The following is a 19,009-nucleotide window of genomic DNA, read 5'->3' as shown; positions in this document are numbered from 1 at the left end:
GTTCCCTCGCTGCCGAGCTCGGCGCGCCGGCCCTGCATGCGCGGCTGGCCGAGCGCGATCCGGTGACCGCGGCCCGGCTCACGCCCGGCGACACGCAGCGCGTGATCCGCGCCTGGGAGGTGCTGGAGGCGACCGGTGAGGGGCTGGCCGCGTGGTGGCGCCGTCTGGCCGCGCCGCCCGCCCCCTGGTGCTTCGCGCATGTGAAGCTCGATCCGCCGCGGGTTGACGTCCGCGCCGCGATCGATGCGCGGTTCCTGGCGATGATGGCCGCCGGCGCGCTCGAGGAAGTGCGTGCGCTCGCGGCGCTCGGCCTGGATCCGGCGCTGCCCGCGATGCGGGCGCACGGCGTGCCGCCGCTCCTCGCGGCGATCCGGGGCGACCTGCCGCTCGAGGCGGCGATCGCCCGCGGCCAGGCGATGGTGCGCCAATACGCGAAGCGCCAGGCGACCTGGTTCCGCCACCACGCGCTGGCGCCACCGGAACGAACCTTTACGATCGATGCTTGGCTCGGCGGCATCGCGCAATTTTCGGAAAAACGCATGGCAGGCCTGTTTGCGTTTATTGACGATTTCCTGTTGACGCGCCGCACCATGGCAGGATAACCGCGCCTCTCCCGCCCGACCGGGCGACCGAGCCAAGGGAACGCTCGCCATGCCGGCCACCGAGATGCTGAGTGGAGCCGAGATCGTCCTCCGCGCGCTGAAGGAGCAGGGCGTCGACACCGTGTTCGGCTATCCGGGCGGGGCGGTGCTGCCGATCTACGACGCGCTGTTCCAGCAGAACGCGATCCGCCACATCCTGGTGCGCCACGAACAGGGCGCGGTGCACGCGGCCGAGGGCTACGCGCGCTCGACCGGCAAGGTCGGCGTGGTGCTGGTCACCTCCGGACCGGGGGCCACCAATGCGGTGACGGGCCTGGTCGATGCGCTGATGGATTCCATCCCCGTGGTCTGCCTGACCGGGCAGGTGCCGACCCACCTGATCGGCAACGACGCCTTCCAGGAGGCCGACACCACCGGCATCACCCGGCCGGCGACGAAACACAACTACCTCGTGAAGAGCACCGACGATGTCGGGCGGGTGATCCACGAGGCGTTCTACGTCGCCCGCTCCGGCCGACCGGGGCCGGTGGTGGTCGACCTGCCGAAGGACATCCTGATCAACAAGGGCGTCTATGCCGGCGTGCCGAGCGCGCCGCACCGATCCTACCGGCCGGTGCTCGATCCCGACCCGCAGGCAATCGCCACCGCGATCCGCATGCTGAAGGGGGCCAAGCGGCCGATCGTCTATGCCGGCGGGGGGGTAGTCAATTCCGGTCCCGAGGCCTCGCGCCTGCTCGCCGAGTTCGTCCACCTGACGGGCTTCCCCTGCACCAACACGCTGATGGGGCTCGGCACCTTCCCCGCCTCCGACCCGCAGTTCCTCGGCATGCTGGGAATGCACGGCACCTACGAGGCGAACCTCGCGATGCATGGCTGCGACGTGATGCTGAACATCGGCGCGCGGTTCGACGATCGCGTCACCGGCCGGCTCCGGGACTTCTCGCCCGGCAGCCTCAAGATCCATGCCGACATCGATCCGTCCTCGGTGAACAAGAACGTGCGCGTCGACTGCGCGATCATCGGTGATGCCGCGCGCATCCTCGCCGCGCTGATCGCAGGATGGAAGGCGGATGCGGCGAAGCCGGACACCGGCGCGCTCGCCCAGTGGTGGAGGCAGATCGATGCGTGGCGCGCGCGCGACTGCCTGCGCTTCCGCCAGGACATGGCCCCCTCCGCGATCATCAAGCCGCAGTACGCGATCCGGCGCCTCTACGAACTGGCGCAGGAAACGGGCAGGGACACCTTCATCACCACCGAGGTCGGCCAGCACCAGATGTGGGCCGCGCAGTTCTGGAAGTTCGAGCGGCCGAACCGCTGGATGACCTCGGGCGGCCTCGGCACCATGGGCTACGGCCTGCCGGCGGCGATGGGGGTGCAGATCGCGCATCCGGACGCGCTGGTGATCGACATCGCGGGCGAGGCCTCGATCCTGATGAACATCCAGGAGATGGGCACGCTCGCGCAGTACCGCCTGCCGGTGAAGGTGTTCATCCTCAACAACGAATACATGGGGATGGTGCGGCAGTGGCAGGAGCTGCTGCACGGCGGCCGCTACTCGGAATCCTACTCCGCCGCGCTGCCGGACTTCGTCAAGCTGGCGGAAAGCTTCCACGCGGTCGGGCTGCGCGCGACCAGGCTGGGCGAGCTCGACGACGTGATCCGCGAGATGCTGCGCGTGGACAAGGCCGTGATCGCCGACATCTGCGTCGACAAGGCGGAGAACTGTTTCCCGATGATCCCCTCGGGGGCGGCGCACAACGAGATGATCCTCGGCCCGGAGGACGAGGCGTCCAGGAAGGGCGGCGGGGCCGGCGTGACCGAGGAGGGGATGGTCCTGGTCTGACATCCCTTCCCCGATCGTGGAACGTTTCCTATGCTCAAGGTCCTGATGCCCGACCACGACATCACCACCCGCCAGGCCGTGATCTCGGTGCTGGTCGAGAACGAGGCCGGCGTGCTCGCGCGAGTGATCGGCCTGTTCTCCGGCCGCGGCTACAACATCGACAGCCTGACCGTCGCGCCGGTGGACGAGGAGAAGCACCTCAGCCGCATCACCATCGTCACCTCGGGCACGGCGATGGTGATCGAGCAGATCAAGGCCCAGCTCGACCGGCTGGTGCCGATCCACAAGGTCGCAGACCTGACCATGGAGGGTCCGCACATCGCCCGCGAGATGGCGCTGATCAAGGTGGCGGGCGTGGGCGAGAAGCGGGTCGAGGCGCTGCGCATCGCGGACGCCTTCCGCGCCCGCGTGGTGGATGCGACCACGGAAAGCTTCGTCTTCGAGATGACCGGGGCGACCGACAAGCTGGACGCCTTCACCGCGCTGATGCGCCCGCTCGGCCTGGTCGAGGTCTGCCGCACCGGCGTGGTCGCGATCGCGCGCGGGCCCAAGGGCATCCACGGCTGAGCCTGCTTGCCGGCCGGCGGGCCCGAGGCTAGACCCCACCCGAACCGTTCCATCCACTGCGAGGATACGCCCATGCGCGTCTACTACGACCGCGACGCCGACGTGAACCTGATCAAGGGGAAGAAGGTCGCGATCATCGGCTATGGCAGCCAGGGCCACGCCCATGCCAACAACCTGAAGGACAGCGGCGTGGCCGAGGTCGTGGTGGGCCTGCGCAAGGGCTCGGCCGGCGTGGCCAAGGCCGAAGCCGCAGGCTTCAAGGTGATGGACCCGGCGGATGCGGCGAAGTGGGCGGACCTCGTGATGGTGCTGACCCCGGACGAAGGCCAGGGCGATCTCTACCGCGAGAAGCTCGGGCCCAACATGAAGGAGGGCTCGGCGCTGATGTTCGCGCACGGCTTCAACGTGCACTTCAACCTGATCGAGCCGCGCCCCGACATGGACGTGCTGATGGTCGCGCCGAAGGGCCCGGGCCACACGGTGCGCTCGGAGTACCAGCGCGGCGGCGGCGTCCCCTGCCTCGTTGCGGTGGCGCAGAACGCCTCCGGCAATGCGCTCGAGCTCGGCCTCTCCTATGCGTCCGCGATCGGCGGCGGGCGGGCCGGCATCATCGAGACCACTTTCAAGGAGGAGTGCGAGACCGACCTGTTCGGCGAGCAGGTGGTGCTCTGCGGCGGGCTCGTCGAGCTGATCAAGGCCGGCTACGAGACGCTGGTCGAGGCCGGCTACGCCCCCGAGATGGCCTATTTCGAGTGCCTGCACGAGGTGAAGCTGATCGTCGACCTGATCTACGAGGGCGGCATCGCCAACATGAACTACTCGATCAGCAACACCGCCGAGTACGGCGAGTACGTGACCGGCCCGCGCATCATCACGGATGCGACCAAGGCCGAGATGCGGCGCGTGCTGGCCGACATCCAGTCGGGCCGCTTCGCGCGCGACTGGATGCTCGAGAACCGCGTCAACCAGGCCTCGTTCAAGGCGACGCGCCGCAAGCTCGCCGAGCACCCGATCGAGCAGGTCGGCGAGAAGCTGCGCGCGATGATGCCGTGGATCAGGAAGAACGCGCTGGTGGACAGGTCGCGGAACTGACCCGCGCGGCCTGAGGCTTGCGCCGCCCGGTCCTGCCGGGTCGGGCGGCGCGTCGTGCCATGTCCGAGGTCATTCCGTTCCGCCGGCGCGCCGCGCCGCTGCCCGCCCCCGTGCGCGGCCTCGAACTCCTGCGCATGGAGGCTGAGGACGCGCGTCCCGCGACCGTCCTGTTCCTGCATGGCGCGGCCGGCGCGGCCTGGATGTGGGCCGAGCATCTCATGGCCGCGCTCGCCGCCTCCGGCTGGCGCACCGCCGCGCTCTCCTTCCGCGGCCATGGTGCGAGCGCGGGCCGCGAGTCGCTGCACGGCTTCGGCCTGATCGACTACCTGGTCGACGCGCGTGCCGCGATCGCGGCACTCGGCGGGCCGGTGGTGGTGGTCGGGCATTCGCTCGGCGGGCTGGTGGCGCAGATGCTGCTCGGCGATCCGCGCATCCGCGGCCTGGTGCTGCTCGCGCCGGTGCCGCCCGAGGGGCTGGCGGGCGCGAACTGGCGGCTCGCCTTCACCGACCCGGTGCTGTGGCAGGAGGTGGCGCGCATGCCCTGGGCCGATGCCGCCGGCACGAGACCGGTGCGGCTGCGCAGCGCGCTGTTCTCCGATGCGTTGCCGGATCATCTCGCCTGGGGCTACATCGCGCGGCTGCAGTCCGAGAGCCTGCGCGCGCTCGCCGAGGCGCAGTGGCCGCGCCCCGTCGCCTCCGCCCGGCTGGTCGGCGTGCCCGCCCTGGTGCTCGGCGCGGCCGAGGATCCGCTGGTGCCGCGGGACGCGCTGCTGCGCACGGCCTGGCTGCATGGCGCCGAGCACGCGACGATGGACCGGCTCGGCCACGCGATGATGCTGGACGCCGGCTGGCCGCGCGTCGCGGAGACGATCCTGCGGTTCCTGGCCGCGCGGGTTCCGTAGCCGTCAGCCCGCGCGCGCGATCTCGAGCGCGGCGGCGAAGTCGCGCGCGATCGCGAAGCCGGCCGTTTCGCCCGTCAGGCCCATCCGGCGCATGACCGCGAGCGGCTGCGGCTGCACGCCGGTCGCGATCACGGTGGTGCCCTGCGCGCGGTTGCGGCGCACGAAGTCGGCGAGCGCCGCCACGCCGGTGGTGTCGATGAACGGCACCTCGCGCATGCGCAGGATGAACACGCGCGGCCGCTCGGGCAGCATGTCGAGCGCGTCGGCGAGCCGCCCGGCCGCGCCGAAGAACAGCGGCCCACGCAGCTGGAACACCTCCACCCCCGGCGGCAGGGCGTCGCGCTGCACGTAGCGGTCCTCGCGCGGGCGGGCGAAATCGTCCTGGTCGGCGACCAGGATGGCTGCGCCGTCGCGGCTGAGCGAGACCGCCTCGGCCATGCCGTGCATGAACAGGATCGCCGAGACCACGACGCCGACCTCGATCGCCACCGTCAGGTCGACCAGAACGGTGAGCGCGAAGGTGAGCGCCAGCACCAGCCGTTCGCCGACCGGCGCGGTCGCCATGATGTGGCGGATCTTGTGGCGCTCGCTCATGTTCCACGCCACCACCACCAGCACCGCGGCGAGCGCGGCGAGCGGCACGTAGGCAGCGAGCGGCATCGCCACCTGCATGAAGGCGAGCAGGAACAGTGCGTGGAAGATGCCCGTGAGCGGGCTGCGCGCGCCGGCGCGGATCGCGGTCGCGGTGCGCGCGATCGCGCCCGTCACCGGCAGGCCTCCGACCAGCGCCGAGGCGGCGTTGGCGATGCCCTGCGCGACCAGCTCGCAGTTCGAGCGGTGGCGCCGCCCGGTCATCCCGTCGGCGACCATGGCGCAGAGCAGGCTCTCGAGCCCGGCGAGGAAGGCGATGGTGAAGGCGGGGCTGATCAGCGCGCCCAGCCGTTCGAGCGTGACCGCCGGGATCGAGGGGGCCGGGATCGCGCCCGGGACCTCGCCGAAGCGGGAGCCGATCGTCTCCACTGGCAGCCCGGCATAGGCGGCGATGCCGGCAGCGAGCACCGCGACCAGGAAGCCCGGCGCGCGCGGGGCGAGCCGCCGCAGCCCGAGGATCAGCGCGAGCGCGCCCGCCGAGACCGCGATCGCGGTTGGCGAGAGGCTCGCGCGCGCCTGCCAGAACGCCTGCCACTGCGCGGCAACACCGCCCGGCAGGGCGGCGATCTCGAGGCCCAGCAGATCGCGCACCTGGCTCGAGAAGATGATCACGGCGATGCCGGCGGTGAAGCCGACCACCACCGGTTCCGGGATGTACTTGATCCAGGTGCCGAGGCGGAACAATCCGGCCGCCACCAGCATCGCCGCGGCCATCAGCGTGGCGAGCACCAGGCCGTCATAGCCGTGCCGCTCGATCACGCCGAACACCACGACGACGAAGGCGCCGGTGGGGCCGGAGATGTTGAAGCGCGCGCCGCCCAGGGCGGAGCCGAACAGGCCGCCCACCACGGCGGTGACGAGGCCCTTGTCGGGGGTCGTTCCGGAGGCGATCGCCAGCGCCATCGCCAGCGGCAGGGCGACGATCGCGACCGTCAGCCCGGCGAGGATGTCGGCGCGCAGCGCGGCCAAACCGTAGCCCTGGCGCAGCACGGTGTAGAGCTTGGGGACGAAGAGGTGCCAGGCGGGAGCGGCGGCGGCCGGCGCGGTCGTCGCCGCGTCGGAGGCGGCGGTGTTCATGCGTCATGCTCGCGCACGGGCGGCGCGTGGGGCAAGGGGCGGGAGGCGCAGTCGAGCCTTGCCGGCCGGCACGGGAACGGCCCGGCCGATTCCGAGGAGGGGCGCACGCAGCTTCCGGGGCATCGCGCCCCGCGCTATCATTTCGATCCTGAACCTGGAGCGCGCGATGACCCGGACGCGTCTCACCCTGGCCCTGCTCGGCGCCCTGGCGGCGACCTCGGCGACGTCCCAGCAGCCGCCCCCGTTCCCGCTGCGCGAACCGGCGGCGCGGCCCGACACCGCGCCGGCGGCACCCGGTCCGGCGACCCGGCGCGACCGGCCCCTGCCGGCGGATCGCCCGGACGAGCCATCCCGCGAGGCACCCGGCGGCCCGCGGCCGGATCTGATCCCTTCGCCGTTCCCGCCGTCACCGCCCTCGCCAACGCCCCAGGCGCCGCCGCCGTTCCAGACCTCACCCTCGCTTCCCGGGCCGCAGCCCGGTCTGCCGGTGCGCTGACGCGCCGTGCCGTTCCAATGGGACTGGAAGATCAATGTGAGCGGCGCGGTCGGCACCGTGCTGGCGCTCGGCGCGCTCGGCTGGAACGCGGTCGACTGGCTGCGCGGCGCCGAGCCCGTGCTGTTCCCGCCGCAGCAGGTGCTGCTCTGCCGCGAGACCCAGCCGCTCGGCCACGAGCTGGTCCGCATCGGCGCGATCTCGGCCTATGCGAACACGGCGCCGTCCGGCTATCCGGCGACGGTGCTGCGCGAGTGGATCGTCCTGGACCTGGGCGGGCGGCGGCTCGAGCAGGTCGCGCAGCACCGGGTCGAGACCTCGTGGAGGCGGATCGCCGAGGGCGGTGCGCCGGTGCCGATGCCCGACTGCGATCCGCCCGCACCCGGTGCGCCGGTGCAGCTCGTCGTCGCGCACAAGGGCGTGGCGGCGCCGTTCCAGGTGCCGGGCCGCGGCTCGGTCGCGCACGAGTCGCTGTTCTATCCCCATCCGGTCGACTGCCCGGCCGGTGCCGCGGCCTGCGATCCGGCCGCGAACCAGATGGCGTGGCCCGCGTTCCTGGCGCGTGCCGGTGCGGCGCGGCGGATCGCCGTGACGTTGGGCGCCGATGTCGCGGCGGGCGGCGCGGTCGCCCGGCTCGCGGCGCCGCCCTGCACGATCCTGCTGGACGCGGATGCGGTGGAGGTGCTGCGGCGCTTCAACTTCTACGCCTTCCCCTGCCGGCCGGAGTCAGGCGGGGGGTGAACGGGAGCGGGGCGGCCCGCCCTCTCCTCGAGGGCGGCGCCGCCCCGCGCGGCGGTCCGATCCGAGCAGGGATCAGGCGCTGTAGTACATCTCGAACTCGACCGGGTGCGGGGTGTGCTCGAAACGATACACCTCGGTCCACTTCAGCGCGATGTAGCTCTGGATCTGGTCGAGATTGAACACGTCGCCCTTGAGCAGGAACTCGTGGTCCGCCTCGAGCGACTGCAGCGCCTCGCGCAGCGATCCGCACACGGTCGGGATGCCCTTCAGCTCCTCCGGCGGCAGATCGTAGAGGTCCTTGTCCATCGCATCGCCCGGATGGATGCGGTTCTGGATCCCGTCCAGCCCCGCCATCAGCATCGCCGCGAAGGCGAGATAGGGGTTCGCGGTCGGGTCGGGGAAGCGCACCTCGACGCGCTTGGCCTTCGGGCTGGTGGCGTAGGGGATGCGGCAGGAGGCCGAGCGGTTGCGCGCCGAGTAGGCGAGCAGCACCGGCGCCTCGAAGCCCGGGATCAGCCGCTTGTAGGAGTTGGTGGACGGGTTGGTGAAGGCGTTCAGCGCCTTGGCGTGCTTGATGATGCCGCCGATGTAGTAGAGCGCCGTCTCGGAGAGGTCGGCATAGCCGTTGCCGGCGAAGGTGGGCTTGCCCTTCTTCCAGATCGACTGGTGCACATGCATGCCCGAGCCGTTGTCGCCATAGATCGGCTTCGGCATGAAGGTCGCAGTCTTGCCGTAGCTGTGGGCGACGTTGTGGATCACGTACTTGTAGATCTGCATCTGGTCGGCCATGCGCACGAGCGTGTTGAACTTCATGCCGAGCTCGTGCTGGGACTGCGCGACCTCGTGGTGGTGCTTCTCGATCGTCACCCCCATCTCGCCCATGGTGGAGAGCATCTCGGCGCGCAGGTCGCTCTCGCTGTCCACCGGCGGGACCGGGAAGTAGCCGCCCTTCACCGACGGGCGATGGCCCATGTTGCCCTCGGGGTAGTCCTTCAGGCTGGCCTGCGGCCCCTCGATGCTGTCGAGCTGGTAGATGCCGTAGTTGCCGCCCGTGCCGAACTTCACGTTGTCGAACACGAAGAACTCGGCCTCAGGACCGAAATAGGCCGTGTCGCCGATCCCGGTCGAGGCGAGATAGGCCTCGGCCTTCTTCGCCGTGCCGCGCGGATCGCGGCCGTAGAGCTGGCCGGTCGAGGGCTCGATGATGTCGCAGAACAGGATCAGGGACGGCTTGGCCGCGAAGGGGTCCATCACCGCCGTCTCGGGGTCCGGCATCAGGATCATGTCGGACTCGTTGATCACCTTCCAGCCGGCGATCGAGGAGCCGTCGAACATGATGCCGTCGGTGAAGGCCTCCTCGTCGATCGTGCTGACGTGCTGGGCCGTGTGGTGCCACTTCCCGCGCGGGTCGGTGAAGCGCAGATCGACGTATTCGACCGAGTGCTCCTTGAGCATCTCGAGCACCTTCTTGACTTCGGGCTTAGCAGCCATGGTCCCCTTCCTGTGTGCAGGTCAGCAGTGTGTGGGAGTATCGCCCGGGCCGGCGAGCCCGGACGCGGCGCCGCGGCGGAGGCTCCGCCGGGCAGCGTGGCCGCCGCCATGCATGGCGCGGGCCGGAATCTGTGGATGGAACGCGAAGCGACCTAGATCGCCTCCTCGCCGCGCTCGCCGGTGCGGATCCGGATCGCCTCCTCGACCGTGGTGACGAAGATCTTGCCGTCGCCGATCCGGCCCGTGCGCGCGGCGTTCATGATCGCCTCGATCGCGCGGTCCACCAGCCCGTCCTGGCAGACCACCTCGATCTTCACCTTGGGCAGGAAGTCGACCACGTATTCGGCGCCGCGATAGAGCTCGGTATGGCCCTTCTGGCGGCCGAATCCCTTGGCCTCGACCACGGTGATGCCCTGCAGCCCGACCTCGTGCAGCGCCTCCTTCACCTCGTCGAGCTTGAAGGGCTTGATGATGGCCTCGATCTTCTTCATCCGCCTGTCCGCCGTTGAGCCCTGCGCGGTCCCGGCCGGCCGTCGGGATTCGCGCGCTGGCGCATTGCTGGGTTGCATCCGTTACTCGCACGGCTTGCCTCGCTGCGGCAAGGCCGGCCGGCGAGGCCGGGCGGGCGGCGGGGCGGCTGCCCTGCGACTCAGCCGGTGCCGCGAGCATCTGCCCAATTTCTGGGCAGTCCTTGCACCGCACCAACGGTCCCGCCATAGTCGGCCCTCGGTTCCGGGGGATCCTGCCAGCGCGATGAAGCCGCACAACACCCTGCTCGCCAGCACGGGCACCACGATCTTCACCGTCATGTCCGCGCTCGCGGTGCAGCACGGCGCGGTCAATCTCGGCCAGGGCTTCCCGGACGAGGACGGCCCGGCCGATGTGCTGCGCGCCGCGGCGGACGCGCTGCTCGATGGGCGCAACCAGTACCCGCCGATGACCGGCCTGCCGGAGCTGCGCGCTGCGGTCGCCGCCGCGAACCGGCGCTTCTGGGGGATCGAGGTCGATCCGGCCGCGGAGGTCGTCGTCACCTCCGGCGCCACCGAGGCGATCACCGCCTGCCTGATGGCGCTGCTCGATCCGGGCGACGAGGTGGTGCTGATCGAGCCGCTCTATGACACCTACCTGCCGGTGGTGAGGATGCTGGGCGCGGTGCCGAAGCTCGTGCGCCTCGAGCCGCCCAGGTGGGAGCTGCCGCGCGCCGAGCTCGCCGCCGCCTTCGGGCCGCGCACCAAGGCGATCCTGATGAACACGCCGCAGAACCCGTGCAGCAAGGTGTTCACCGCCGCCGAGCTCGCCTTCATCGCCGACCTCCTCCAGAAGCACGACGCCTACGCGGTGTGCGACGAGGTCTATGAGCACCTGACCTTCGACGGCTGGCGCCACATCCCGCTGATGAGCCTGCCGGGGATGCGCGAGCGCTGCGCGCGCATCGGCAGCGCGGGCAAGACCTTCAGCCTGACCGGCTGGAAGGTCGGCTACGTCACGGCGCCCAAGGCGCTGGCGCAGACCATCGCCAAGGCGCATCAGCTGCTGACCTTCACGACGCCACCCAATCTCCAGCGCGCGGTCGCCGTCGGGCTCGCCAAGGACGACGCCTATTTCCAGGGGCTCGCCGACGGGCTCGCGGCCAAGCGCGACCGGCTGGCGGCAGGTCTTGCCGCGCTCGGCTTCGGCGTGCTGGAGGCCAAGGGCACCTATTTCGTCACCACCGATTTCCGCCCGCTCGGCTTCGCCGGCGACGACGTCGCGTTCTGCCGGTGGCTGACCGAGACGGCGAAGGTGACGGCGATCCCGGTCAGCGCCTTCTACGCCGATCCGGCGACCGCACCGCGCCACTACGCCCGCTTCGCCTTCTGCAAGCAGGACGCGACGCTGGACGAGGCGCTGAGCCGCCTGCGGGCGGCCCTCGCCGCGCGCGGGGCGGATGCACCGCGGGCGTTGACGGCATGAGGCCCTCGGGCGTAGGAACGCGCGCCTCGGCGGCGGCCTTAGCTCAGCTGGTAGAGCGCCAGGTTGTGGTCCTGGATGTCACGGGTTCGAGTCCCGTAGGTCGCCCCACGCGCGCCTGCGCCGCGCCATGAACATCAGCCTCGCCGGCCGCCGCGCGCTCATCACCGGCGCCTCCGAGGGGCTCGGCCTCGCCATGGCGCGCCGCTTCGCCGCCTCGGGCGCCGACGTGGCGATGCTCGCCCGCCGGGCCTACGTGCTCGAGGCCGCTGCCAACGCCGTGCGCGAGGCGGCCCCAGGGCGCACGGTGGTCGCCATCCCGTGCGACGTTAGCCGCGCCGAGGCGATCGCCGATGCCTGGCCGAAGGCCGAGGCCGCGCTCGCTGGCATCGACATCCTGGTGAACAACGCCGGCACCTCGAAGCGCGGACCATTCCGCGACATCACCGATGCCGAGTGGCAGGCCGATCTCGACCTGAAGCTGTTCGCCGCGATCCGCCTCGCCCGGCTCGCCTGGCCGGGCATGGAGGCGCGCGGCTGGGGCCGGATCATCAACGTGCTGAACATCGGCGCGAAGGCCCCGCCGGCGGAGGGGGCGCCGACCGCCGTCAGCCGCGCGGCCGGCATGGCGCTGACCAAGGTGCTGGCGAACGAGGGGGCACCCAGGGGCATCCTGGTGAACGCGCTCCTGGTCGGCATCATCGAGAGCGCGCAGTGGCGCCGCCGCCACGCGGCGGAGAAGCGCGGCATCACCTGGGAACAGTGGTGCGCCGAGCAGGGCGCCACCGTGCCGCTGGGGCGCATCGGCACGGCGGAGGAGTTCGCCAACGTGGCCTGCTTCCTCGCCTCCGACGCCGCCGGCTACGTCACCGGCACGGCGATCAACGTGGATGGCGGGCGGAGCCCGGTGGTCTGATCAGCCCTTCAGCATTCCCACCATCACGCTGATCAGGTAGGTCTCGACCTGCTTGCCGAGCTCGGTCATGACCGCATAATCGCGGCAGTCCGCCGGCCTCGCGGGATCGTTGCGCGCCTCCACCAGCCCGAGATGGGCGAGCCGGCGCATCCCCGCGCGATACTCCGCATCCAGGTTGCCGCAGTAGATCGCATGCTGGTCCATGTCGAGGAAGGTGCGCAGGACGTCGGCATCCATCGCCTGAACCGCGCGCGTCACGAACTCCGAGGGCTGCGGCAGGCTGTGCGGCGCGAGCCGCATCGGCAGCTCGCCCAGCACCACCACCGTGCCGGCACCGCTCGCGTGGCCGTGCAGCGCCTCCAGGCTTGCACGGATCGGCTGCAGCAGCAGCACGAACAGCGTCACCACCACCGCCGGCCAGCGCAGCGCCTTGACGAAGTCGAGGAACGCGATCACGCGGTCGCCGCCATGCGGCGGCAGGGCGGGCACCGACATCGACGGGTCCTTCCGGCCGGACATGCAACCGAAAGTATAGCAGGAGAGGTTGACGGATGCTGACCGTGGGGATCGGCGGGCTGGGCGCGATCGGGCTCAGGCTGGCGTGTGCGCTCGATGCGGGGGTGGAGGGGTTGCGCCTGGTCGCGGTCTCGGCGCGCGACCGGGCCAAGGCCGAGGCGGCGCTCGCCGGGTTCCGCGCCGTCCCTGCGCTCGTCGGCCCGGGCGAGCTCGCCGAGCACGCCGAGGTGGTGGTCGAGGCCCTGCCTGCGGCGGTGTTCGAGGAGATCGTCGGCCCTGCGGTCGCGCGCGGGCGGATCGTGGTGATCTCCTCGGTCGGCGCGCTCCTGCCGCGCATGCATCTCGTCGAGCAGGCGAAGGCCTCGGGCGCGCGGATCATCGTGCCCACGGGCGCGCTGCTCGGTCTCGATGCCGTGCGCGCCGCCGCCGAGGGCGCGGTCGAGAGCGTCACCCTGGTCACCCGCAAGCCGCCGCGCGGGCTCGCGGGTGCGCCGTATCTCGAGGAGCACGGGATCGACGTCGCCGCGATCACCGAGCCGACGCGCGTCTTCGCGGGCTCCGCGCGCGAGGGGGCGAAGGGTTTCCCGGCCAACGTGAACGTCGCCGCCGCGCTCGCCCTCGCCGGGATCGGCCCGGATCGCACCCGGCTCGAGATCTGGGCCGACCCGACGGTCACCCGCAACACCCACACGGTGACGGTGGAGGCCGACACGGTCCGGCTCTCGATGACCATCGAGAACGTTCCCTCCGAGGACAATCCCCGCACGGGCAGGATCACGCCGCTCAGCCTGCTCGCCTGCCTGCGCGGCCTGGTCTCGACCCTGAAGGTGGGGACGTGAGGGGTCAGGCCGTGGCCACGAGCCGCCAGAGGTTGAGCGCGTAGCCCGTGAGCATCGCGGCGCCGAGGGCGCGGCCGATCCGACCCGAGACCATCGCCGGCAGCAGCAGCAGCGTCGCCCCGGCCATCACCCACATCTCGGTGCGCGCGATCTCGGGCGGGATCGCGGCCGGTGCGATCAGCGAGGCGGCGCCGAGAATGCCGAGGATGTTGTAGATGTTGGAGCCGAGGATGTTGCCGAGCGCGATGTCGGAGTGGCGGCGCAGCGCGGCGATCACGCTCGTCACCAGTTCCGGCAGCGAGGTGCCGATCGCGACCAGGGTCAGCCCGATCACCACCTCGGAGACGCCGAAGCCGCGCGCGATGCTCACCGCCGCGCCGATCATCAGCTCGCCGCCGAGGACGAGCAGGCCGATCCCGCCCGCCACCATCGCGCCCGCGAGCCACGGGTTCAGCGGCACGGCCTGAACCTCCTCGGCCTCGGCCGCGTGCAGCGCGCCCGATGCCGTGCCGCCGAGGCGTTCCTGCCGGTAGGTCAGCACGGCGGTGCCCGCGAGCAGGCCGAGGCAGAGCACCCCGTGCCACCACCGCAGCCGGTCGGTGGTCAGTGCGATCGCCAGGAACAGCGCCGTCGCGCCGAGCACGAACAGCCCGTCGCGGCGGATCGCCTCGGGACGGACCGCGATCGGCGAGATCACGGCGGCGGCCGCCAGGATCAGCAGGATGTTGGCGATGTTCGAGCCGACGATGTTGCCGACCGCGATGCCGTCCAGGCCCTCGATCGCCGCTTCGACCGAAACGACGAGTTCGGGCGTCGAGGTGCCCCAGGCGACCACGGTGACGCCGATCAGGAGCGGGCTCACGCGGAACCGGCGCGCGAGTCCAACGCCGCCCCGCACCAGCGCCTCCGCGCCGAGCACCAGCAGACCGAGCCCGCAGGCCAGCCAGAACCAGTCCATCGGATCATCCCTTCGACCGGGTCGAAGGGGTCCGACATCGCGCAGGCTGCGCCAGAGGGGCCCGGACCCCGCCCGGTGGGGCAGATGAGTGCGGCGCGCCTCCCTGTCAAGGCGACGGGCCTCAGCCTGCGCGGATGGACGGCCGATCCCCCGCTGCGATCCCGATGTCGCCGGCCGGTGCCGCGGCCGCCGGCCATCAGACCCCGACGGGCATCACACCGAGAAGTACTTCGCGCGCGGATGGAGCACGACGATCGCACTCGTGCTCTGTTCGGGGTGGAGCTGCCACTCCTCCGACAGCGACACGCCGATGCGCTCGCCGCCCAGCAGGCTGAGCAGCGGCAGCTGGTCCTCGAGCTTCGGGCAGGCCGGATAGCCGAAGGAGTAGCGGCTGCCACGGTAGCCCTGCTGCAGCATCCGGTCCATGTCGCGGTCGTCCTCGCCGGCATAGCCGCATTCGGCGCGGATGCGCTTGTGCACGTACTCGGCCATCGCCTCGGCCATCTCCACCGAGAGCCCGTGCAGGTAGAGATAGTCCTGGTAGCGGTTGCCTTCGAACCACCCCCGCGCCATCTCGGAGGCCTTCGCGCCGACCGTCACCACCTGCAGCCCGATCACGTCGCGCTTGTCCGGGCCGTCGTCGATGTCGCGGAAGAAGTCGGCGATGCACTCGCCGTCCTCCTTGGCCTGACGCGGGAGCGTGAAGCGGCAGAGCTCGGTCCGGCCGTCCTCCCCGAACAGCACCACGTCGTTGCCCTCGCCGGCGGCCTTCCAGTAGCCGTAGACCGCCTGCGGCTTCAGGATCGCCTCCTCCTCGCAGAGCCTGAGCATGCGCTTCAGCACCGGCCGCAGCTCCTGCTTCGCCCAGCCCAGGAACTCCTCCAGCCTGCGCCCCTGTTTCCGGAACCCCCACTGGAACTGGTAGAGCGAGCGCTCGTTGATGAACGGCACCAGCGCCCGGATCGGCGCCTCGACGACGCGCGGTCCCCAGAAGGGCGGCACGGGCGGGGTGTGGCCCTCGGCGAGGCGGCGCCTGCGCGCCTGCGCGGAGGCACGGTCGACCGGCGCCGCCGCCTCGACCGCCTCGCCGAGGCGGCGGCGCGTGTTCGAGGGCCTGCCGCGCCGCCTCGCCTGCACCGCCGCGACATAGTCGTCGAACTGCCCGCCGACCACGCGGTCCATCAGGTGCAGACCGTCGAAGGCGTCACGCGCATAGGCGACCCGGCCGCAGCCGTAGGCGAGCGCGCAGTCCTGCTCGACATAGCCCCGCGTCAGCGCAGCGCCACCGAGCATCACGGGGATCTCGACGCCGAGCCGCGTCATCTCCTCGAGGTTCTCGCGCATCACCACGGTCGACTTGACGAGCAGCCCGCTCATGCCGATCGCGTCCGCCTTGTTCTCGTTCGCCGCCTTCAGCATCTCGGCGAGCGGCACCTTGATGCCGAGATTGATCACCCGGTAGCCGTTGTTGGTGAGGATGATGTCGACCAGGTTCTTGCCGATGTCGTGCACGTCGCCCTTGACGGTCGCGAGCACGATCGTGCCCTTGGCCTGTCCCTCGACCCGTTCCATGTGCGGCTCGAGATACGCGACCGCAGCCTTCATGGTCTCGGCCGATTGCAGCACGAAGGGAAGCTGCATCTTGCCGGCCCCGAACAGATCGCCGACCACCTTCATGCCGTCGAGCAGGACGGTGTTGATGATCTCGAGCGGGGTGAGCCCCTTCGCCATGGCGGCGGCGAGATCCTCCTCCAGCCCCTTGCGGTCGCCGTCGACGATGCGCTCCTTCAGCCGCTCCTCCACGGTCTCGGCGCGCTTGCGCTTGCCGGTGTCAGCCGCCTTGCGGTCGGCGAACAGCTCCAGCATGCGCTGCAAGGGATCGTAGCCCTCGCGGCGGCGGTCGAAGATCAGGTCCTCGGCGACCTGCACCTCCTCGGCCGGGATCTGGTGCAGCGGCCTGATCTTCGAGACATGCACGATCGCGCCGGTCATGCCGGCGCGCAGCGCGTGGTCGAGGAACACCGAGTTCAGCACGTGCCGCGCGGCCGGGTTCAGGCCGAAGGAGATGTTGGAGAGCCCGAGGATGATCTGGATCTCGGGGAACTCCTCGCGGATCATCCGGATGCCGTCCAGCGTCCACTGCCCGAGCTTGCGGTCGTCCTCGTTGCCGGTGGCGATGGTGAAGGTGAGCGGATCGATCAGCAGATCCGACGGCGGCAGACCGTATCGGCCGCAGGCGAAGTCCACCAGGCGTCGTGCGATGCGGAGCTTGTCCTCGGCGGTCTTGGCCATGCCCTGCTCGTCGATCGTCAGGGCGATCACCGCAGCGCCGAACTTCCTGGCCAGCCGCATCCGCTCATGCGCGGCGCGCTCGCCCTCCTCGAAGTTGATCGAGTTGATGATCGGCTTGCCGCCGTGCAGCTTCAGCGCCGCCTCGATCACGTTGGTCTCGGTGCTGTCGATCACCAGTGGCGCATTCACCGAGGAGGTGAAGCGGCGGATCACCTCGCTCATCTCGAGGAGCTCGTCGCGGCCGACGAAGGCGGTGCAGACATCGAGGCCGTTCGAGCCCTCCTGCACCTGCTCGCGGCCCATCGCCACGCAGCCGTCCCAGTCGTGCGCGGCCTGCAGCTCGCGCCACTTCTTCGAGCCGTTGGCGTTGCAGCGCTCGCCGATCGAGAAATAGGCGTTCTCCTGGCGCAGCGCGGTCGCGGTGTAGAGCGAGGCGACCGAGGGCACCCAGACGGGCCTGCGCAGCACCGGCGCGGGACGGCGCGCGGCTCCGGCCCGCTTGCGCAGCATCGCATCCAGCGCGGCGATGTGCGCGTTGTTGGTGCCGCAGCAGCCGCCGATCAGGTTGACCCCGTCCTCGGCGACGAAGCGCTCCAGCCAGACCGCCAGCTCCTCCGGCGCCAGCGGATAATGCGTCCTGCCGTCCACCAGCTCGGGCAGGCCGGCGTTCGGCTGCACGCTGAGGAGCCCCGGCCAGGCCTGCGCCAGCCAGCGCACATGCTCGGCCATCTCCTGCGGCCCGGTCGCGCAGTTGAGGCCCATCAGCGGCACGTCGAGGGCGTGGATCACGGTCGCGGCGGCCGAGATGTCGGGCCCGACCAGCAGCGTGCCGGTGGTCTCGACCGTCACCTGCACGAAGATCGGCAGGCTGTCCTTGCCGGCGCGGCCGCGGGCGATCTTCGCGCCGTTCACCGCCGCCTTGATCTGCAGCGTGTCCTGGCAGGTCTCGATCAGGATCGCGTCCGCCCCGCCGGCGATCAGCCCCTCGGCCTGCACGGTCAACGCCGCCTCGAGCGTGTCGTAGTCGATGTTGCCGAGCGTCGGCAGTTTTGTTCCCGGACCGATCGAGCCGACCACCCAGCGGTGCCGGCCGTCGCTGAACTGCTCGGCGGCCTCGCGCGCGATCTCGACCGCGACCTTGTTCAGCGCGAAGGCCTGGTCCGCGAGCCCGAACTCGGCGAGGGTGATCGGCGAGGCGCCGAAGGTGTTGGTCTCCACCATGTCGGCGCCGGCCTCGTAGTAGCCGAGATGGATCGCGCGCACGATGTCGGGGCGCGAGAGCAGCAGCACCTCGGTGCAGTTCTCCTTGCCGAGGAAGTCGCGCTCGACGTCGAGCGCCATCGCCTGGATGCGCGCGCCGAAGCCGCCGTCGCAGAGCAGCACGGCGTCGCGCAGCGCGTCGAGCAGATGGGGGCGGGACATGGCGGCTCCTCAGGCGTCGATGCGGGCGGCGCCGGCGCGGCTGGTCGCCGGCACCGCACGGGTGGCGATGTGCAGATGGACGGTCAGCGGTCCGGGCAGGGCCACGGCCGGTCGGGGGGCGAGGCCTGCGCCCGCGAGCCACGCGGCGACCTGGGGTGCCGGGAAGCCTGGCCAACGATGGGCCAGACGCCGCACCAGCGCATCGTCGCCGTGCGGGGCGAGATCGACGATGGCGAGCGTGCCCTGGGGGGCGAGCACGCGCGCGGCCTCGGCGAGCACCTCGGCGGGTTCGTCGGCATAGTGCAGCACCATCGCCAGCGTGACCAGGTCGAAGCTCGCGGGCGGGAAGGGCAGGCGCATCATGTCGGCCTGGCGCAGCGTGCAGCGGCCGAGGCCGGAGGCGCTGAGCCGGGCGCGGGCCAGCGCCAGCATCTCGCGCGAGAGGTCGATGCCGGTGGCGCTCTCGGCGCGCGGGGCGAGGAGTTCGAGCATTCGTCCGGTGCCGGTGCCGATGTCGAGCAGTCGGCCGAGGGGGCCCGGCGGCAGGGCGGCGAGCAGGGCGGCCTCGATCGCCGCGGCGGGCAGGTCGAGGGCGCGGAGTTCGTCCCAGGCGACGGGGTTGGCCTGGAAGGCGGCGGAGGCGGCGCGGGCGCGCGC

General features: G+C 71.2%; 16 protein-coding genes and 1 tRNA gene. 10 read left to right on the top strand and 7 right to left on the bottom strand.

The features are described 5' to 3' along the window. The 5 genes from FK498_RS10235 to FK498_RS10215 all read left to right on the top strand — a co-directional run. The coding region (locus tag FK498_RS10235; RefSeq protein WP_304598711.1) for a tRNA (adenosine(37)-N6)-dimethylallyltransferase MiaA at nt 1–602 on the top strand (602 nt) is incomplete at its 5' end. A gap of 49 nt (nt 603–651) precedes the next feature. Continuing rightward, nucleotides 652–2,445, top strand: coding sequence for an acetolactate synthase 3 large subunit (locus FK498_RS10230; protein ID WP_141854197.1), 1,794 nt, complete (start codon nt 652–654; stop codon nt 2,443–2,445). A 30-nt stretch (nt 2,446–2,475) separates the two neighbouring features. Beyond that, nucleotides 2,476–3,012: an acetolactate synthase small subunit gene (gene ilvN / locus FK498_RS10225; protein WP_202614804.1), complete on the top strand. Its 537-nt coding sequence runs from the start codon at nt 2,476–2,478 to the stop codon at nt 3,010–3,012. Between the two features lie 72 nt (nt 3,013–3,084). Continuing rightward, on the top strand, nt 3,085–4,104 hold the full coding sequence (gene ilvC, locus FK498_RS10220; protein WP_141854195.1) for a ketol-acid reductoisomerase: 1,020 nt from the start codon (nt 3,085–3,087) through the stop codon (nt 4,102–4,104). Between the two features lie 59 nt (nt 4,105–4,163). Then, nucleotides 4,164–5,006, top strand: coding sequence for an alpha/beta hydrolase (locus tag FK498_RS10215; protein WP_141854193.1), 843 nt, complete (start codon nt 4,164–4,166; stop codon nt 5,004–5,006). A gap of 3 nt (nt 5,007–5,009) precedes the next feature. Here FK498_RS10215 and FK498_RS10210 read toward each other — a convergent pair whose 3' ends face one another. After that, on the bottom strand, nt 5,010–6,734 hold the full coding sequence (locus FK498_RS10210) for a SulP family inorganic anion transporter (protein ID WP_141854191.1): 1,725 nt from the start codon (nt 6,732–6,734) through the stop codon (nt 5,010–5,012). Nucleotides 6,735–7,266: 532 nt separating this feature from the next. Here FK498_RS10210 and FK498_RS10205 point away from each other — a divergent pair. Then, nucleotides 7,267–7,968: a hypothetical protein gene (locus tag FK498_RS10205; RefSeq protein ID WP_161988378.1), complete on the top strand. Its 702-nt coding sequence runs from the start codon at nt 7,267–7,269 to the stop codon at nt 7,966–7,968. Nucleotides 7,969–8,040: 72 nt separating this feature from the next. Here FK498_RS10205 and glnA read toward each other — a convergent pair whose 3' ends face one another. Both glnA and FK498_RS10195 read right to left on the bottom strand, forming a co-directional pair. After that, nucleotides 8,041–9,459: a type I glutamate--ammonia ligase gene (gene glnA / locus FK498_RS10200; protein WP_141854187.1), complete on the bottom strand. Its 1,419-nt coding sequence runs from the start codon at nt 9,457–9,459 to the stop codon at nt 8,041–8,043. A gap of 152 nt (nt 9,460–9,611) precedes the next feature. Beyond that, on the bottom strand, nt 9,612–9,950 hold the full coding sequence (locus tag FK498_RS10195) for a P-II family nitrogen regulator (RefSeq protein WP_141854185.1): 339 nt from the start codon (nt 9,948–9,950) through the stop codon (nt 9,612–9,614). Nucleotides 9,951–10,212: 262 nt separating this feature from the next. Between FK498_RS10195 and FK498_RS10190 the strand changes: the two genes are divergently transcribed. The 3 genes from FK498_RS10190 to FK498_RS10180 all read left to right on the top strand — a co-directional run bounded on the left by FK498_RS10190 (nt 10,213) and on the right by FK498_RS10180 (nt 12,325). Then, the gene (locus FK498_RS10190; protein ID WP_141854183.1) at nt 10,213–11,412 is read left to right on the top strand and encodes an aminotransferase; all 1,200 of its coding nucleotides are present in this window, start codon (nt 10,213–10,215) and stop codon (nt 11,410–11,412) included. 32 nt (nt 11,413–11,444) lie between these two features. Next, a tRNA-His gene (locus FK498_RS10185) sits at nt 11,445–11,520 on the top strand. Between the two features lie 19 nt (nt 11,521–11,539). After that, the gene (locus FK498_RS10180; protein WP_141854182.1) at nt 11,540–12,325 is read left to right on the top strand and encodes an SDR family oxidoreductase; all 786 of its coding nucleotides are present in this window, start codon (nt 11,540–11,542) and stop codon (nt 12,323–12,325) included. Here the strand turns inward: FK498_RS10180 and FK498_RS10175 are convergent, their stop codons facing one another. Then, nucleotides 12,326–12,820, bottom strand: a complete 495-nt coding sequence (locus FK498_RS10175; protein WP_141854180.1) for a hypothetical protein — start codon at nt 12,818–12,820, stop codon at nt 12,326–12,328. A 56-nt stretch (nt 12,821–12,876) separates the two neighbouring features. Here FK498_RS10175 and FK498_RS10170 point away from each other — a divergent pair, with 56 nt between their 5' ends. Next, complete coding sequence (locus FK498_RS10170) at nt 12,877–13,680, top strand: aspartate dehydrogenase (protein ID WP_141854178.1); 804 nt, start codon at nt 12,877–12,879, stop codon at nt 13,678–13,680. 4 nt (nt 13,681–13,684) lie between these two features. Here the strand turns inward: FK498_RS10170 and FK498_RS10165 are convergent, their stop codons facing one another. The 3 genes from FK498_RS10165 to FK498_RS10155 form a co-directional block, all read right to left on the bottom strand. Continuing rightward, the gene (locus FK498_RS10165; RefSeq protein WP_141854176.1) at nt 13,685–14,638 is read right to left on the bottom strand and encodes a calcium/sodium antiporter; all 954 of its coding nucleotides are present in this window, start codon (nt 14,636–14,638) and stop codon (nt 13,685–13,687) included. A gap of 213 nt (nt 14,639–14,851) precedes the next feature. Beyond that, nucleotides 14,852–18,352: a methionine synthase gene (gene metH / locus FK498_RS10160; protein ID WP_141854174.1), complete on the bottom strand. Its 3,501-nt coding sequence runs from the start codon at nt 18,350–18,352 to the stop codon at nt 14,852–14,854. A 9-nt stretch (nt 18,353–18,361) separates the two neighbouring features. Then, on the bottom strand, nt 18,362–19,009 hold a 648-nt coding region (locus FK498_RS10155; protein ID WP_141854172.1), incomplete at its 5' end, for a class I SAM-dependent methyltransferase.

It is taken from the genome of Elioraea sp. Yellowstone, from assembly GCF_006704265.1.
Taxonomy (GTDB): domain Bacteria; phylum Pseudomonadota; class Alphaproteobacteria; order Acetobacterales; family Acetobacteraceae; genus Elioraea.
This window is presented reverse-complemented; position numbering and strand designations above follow the sequence as displayed.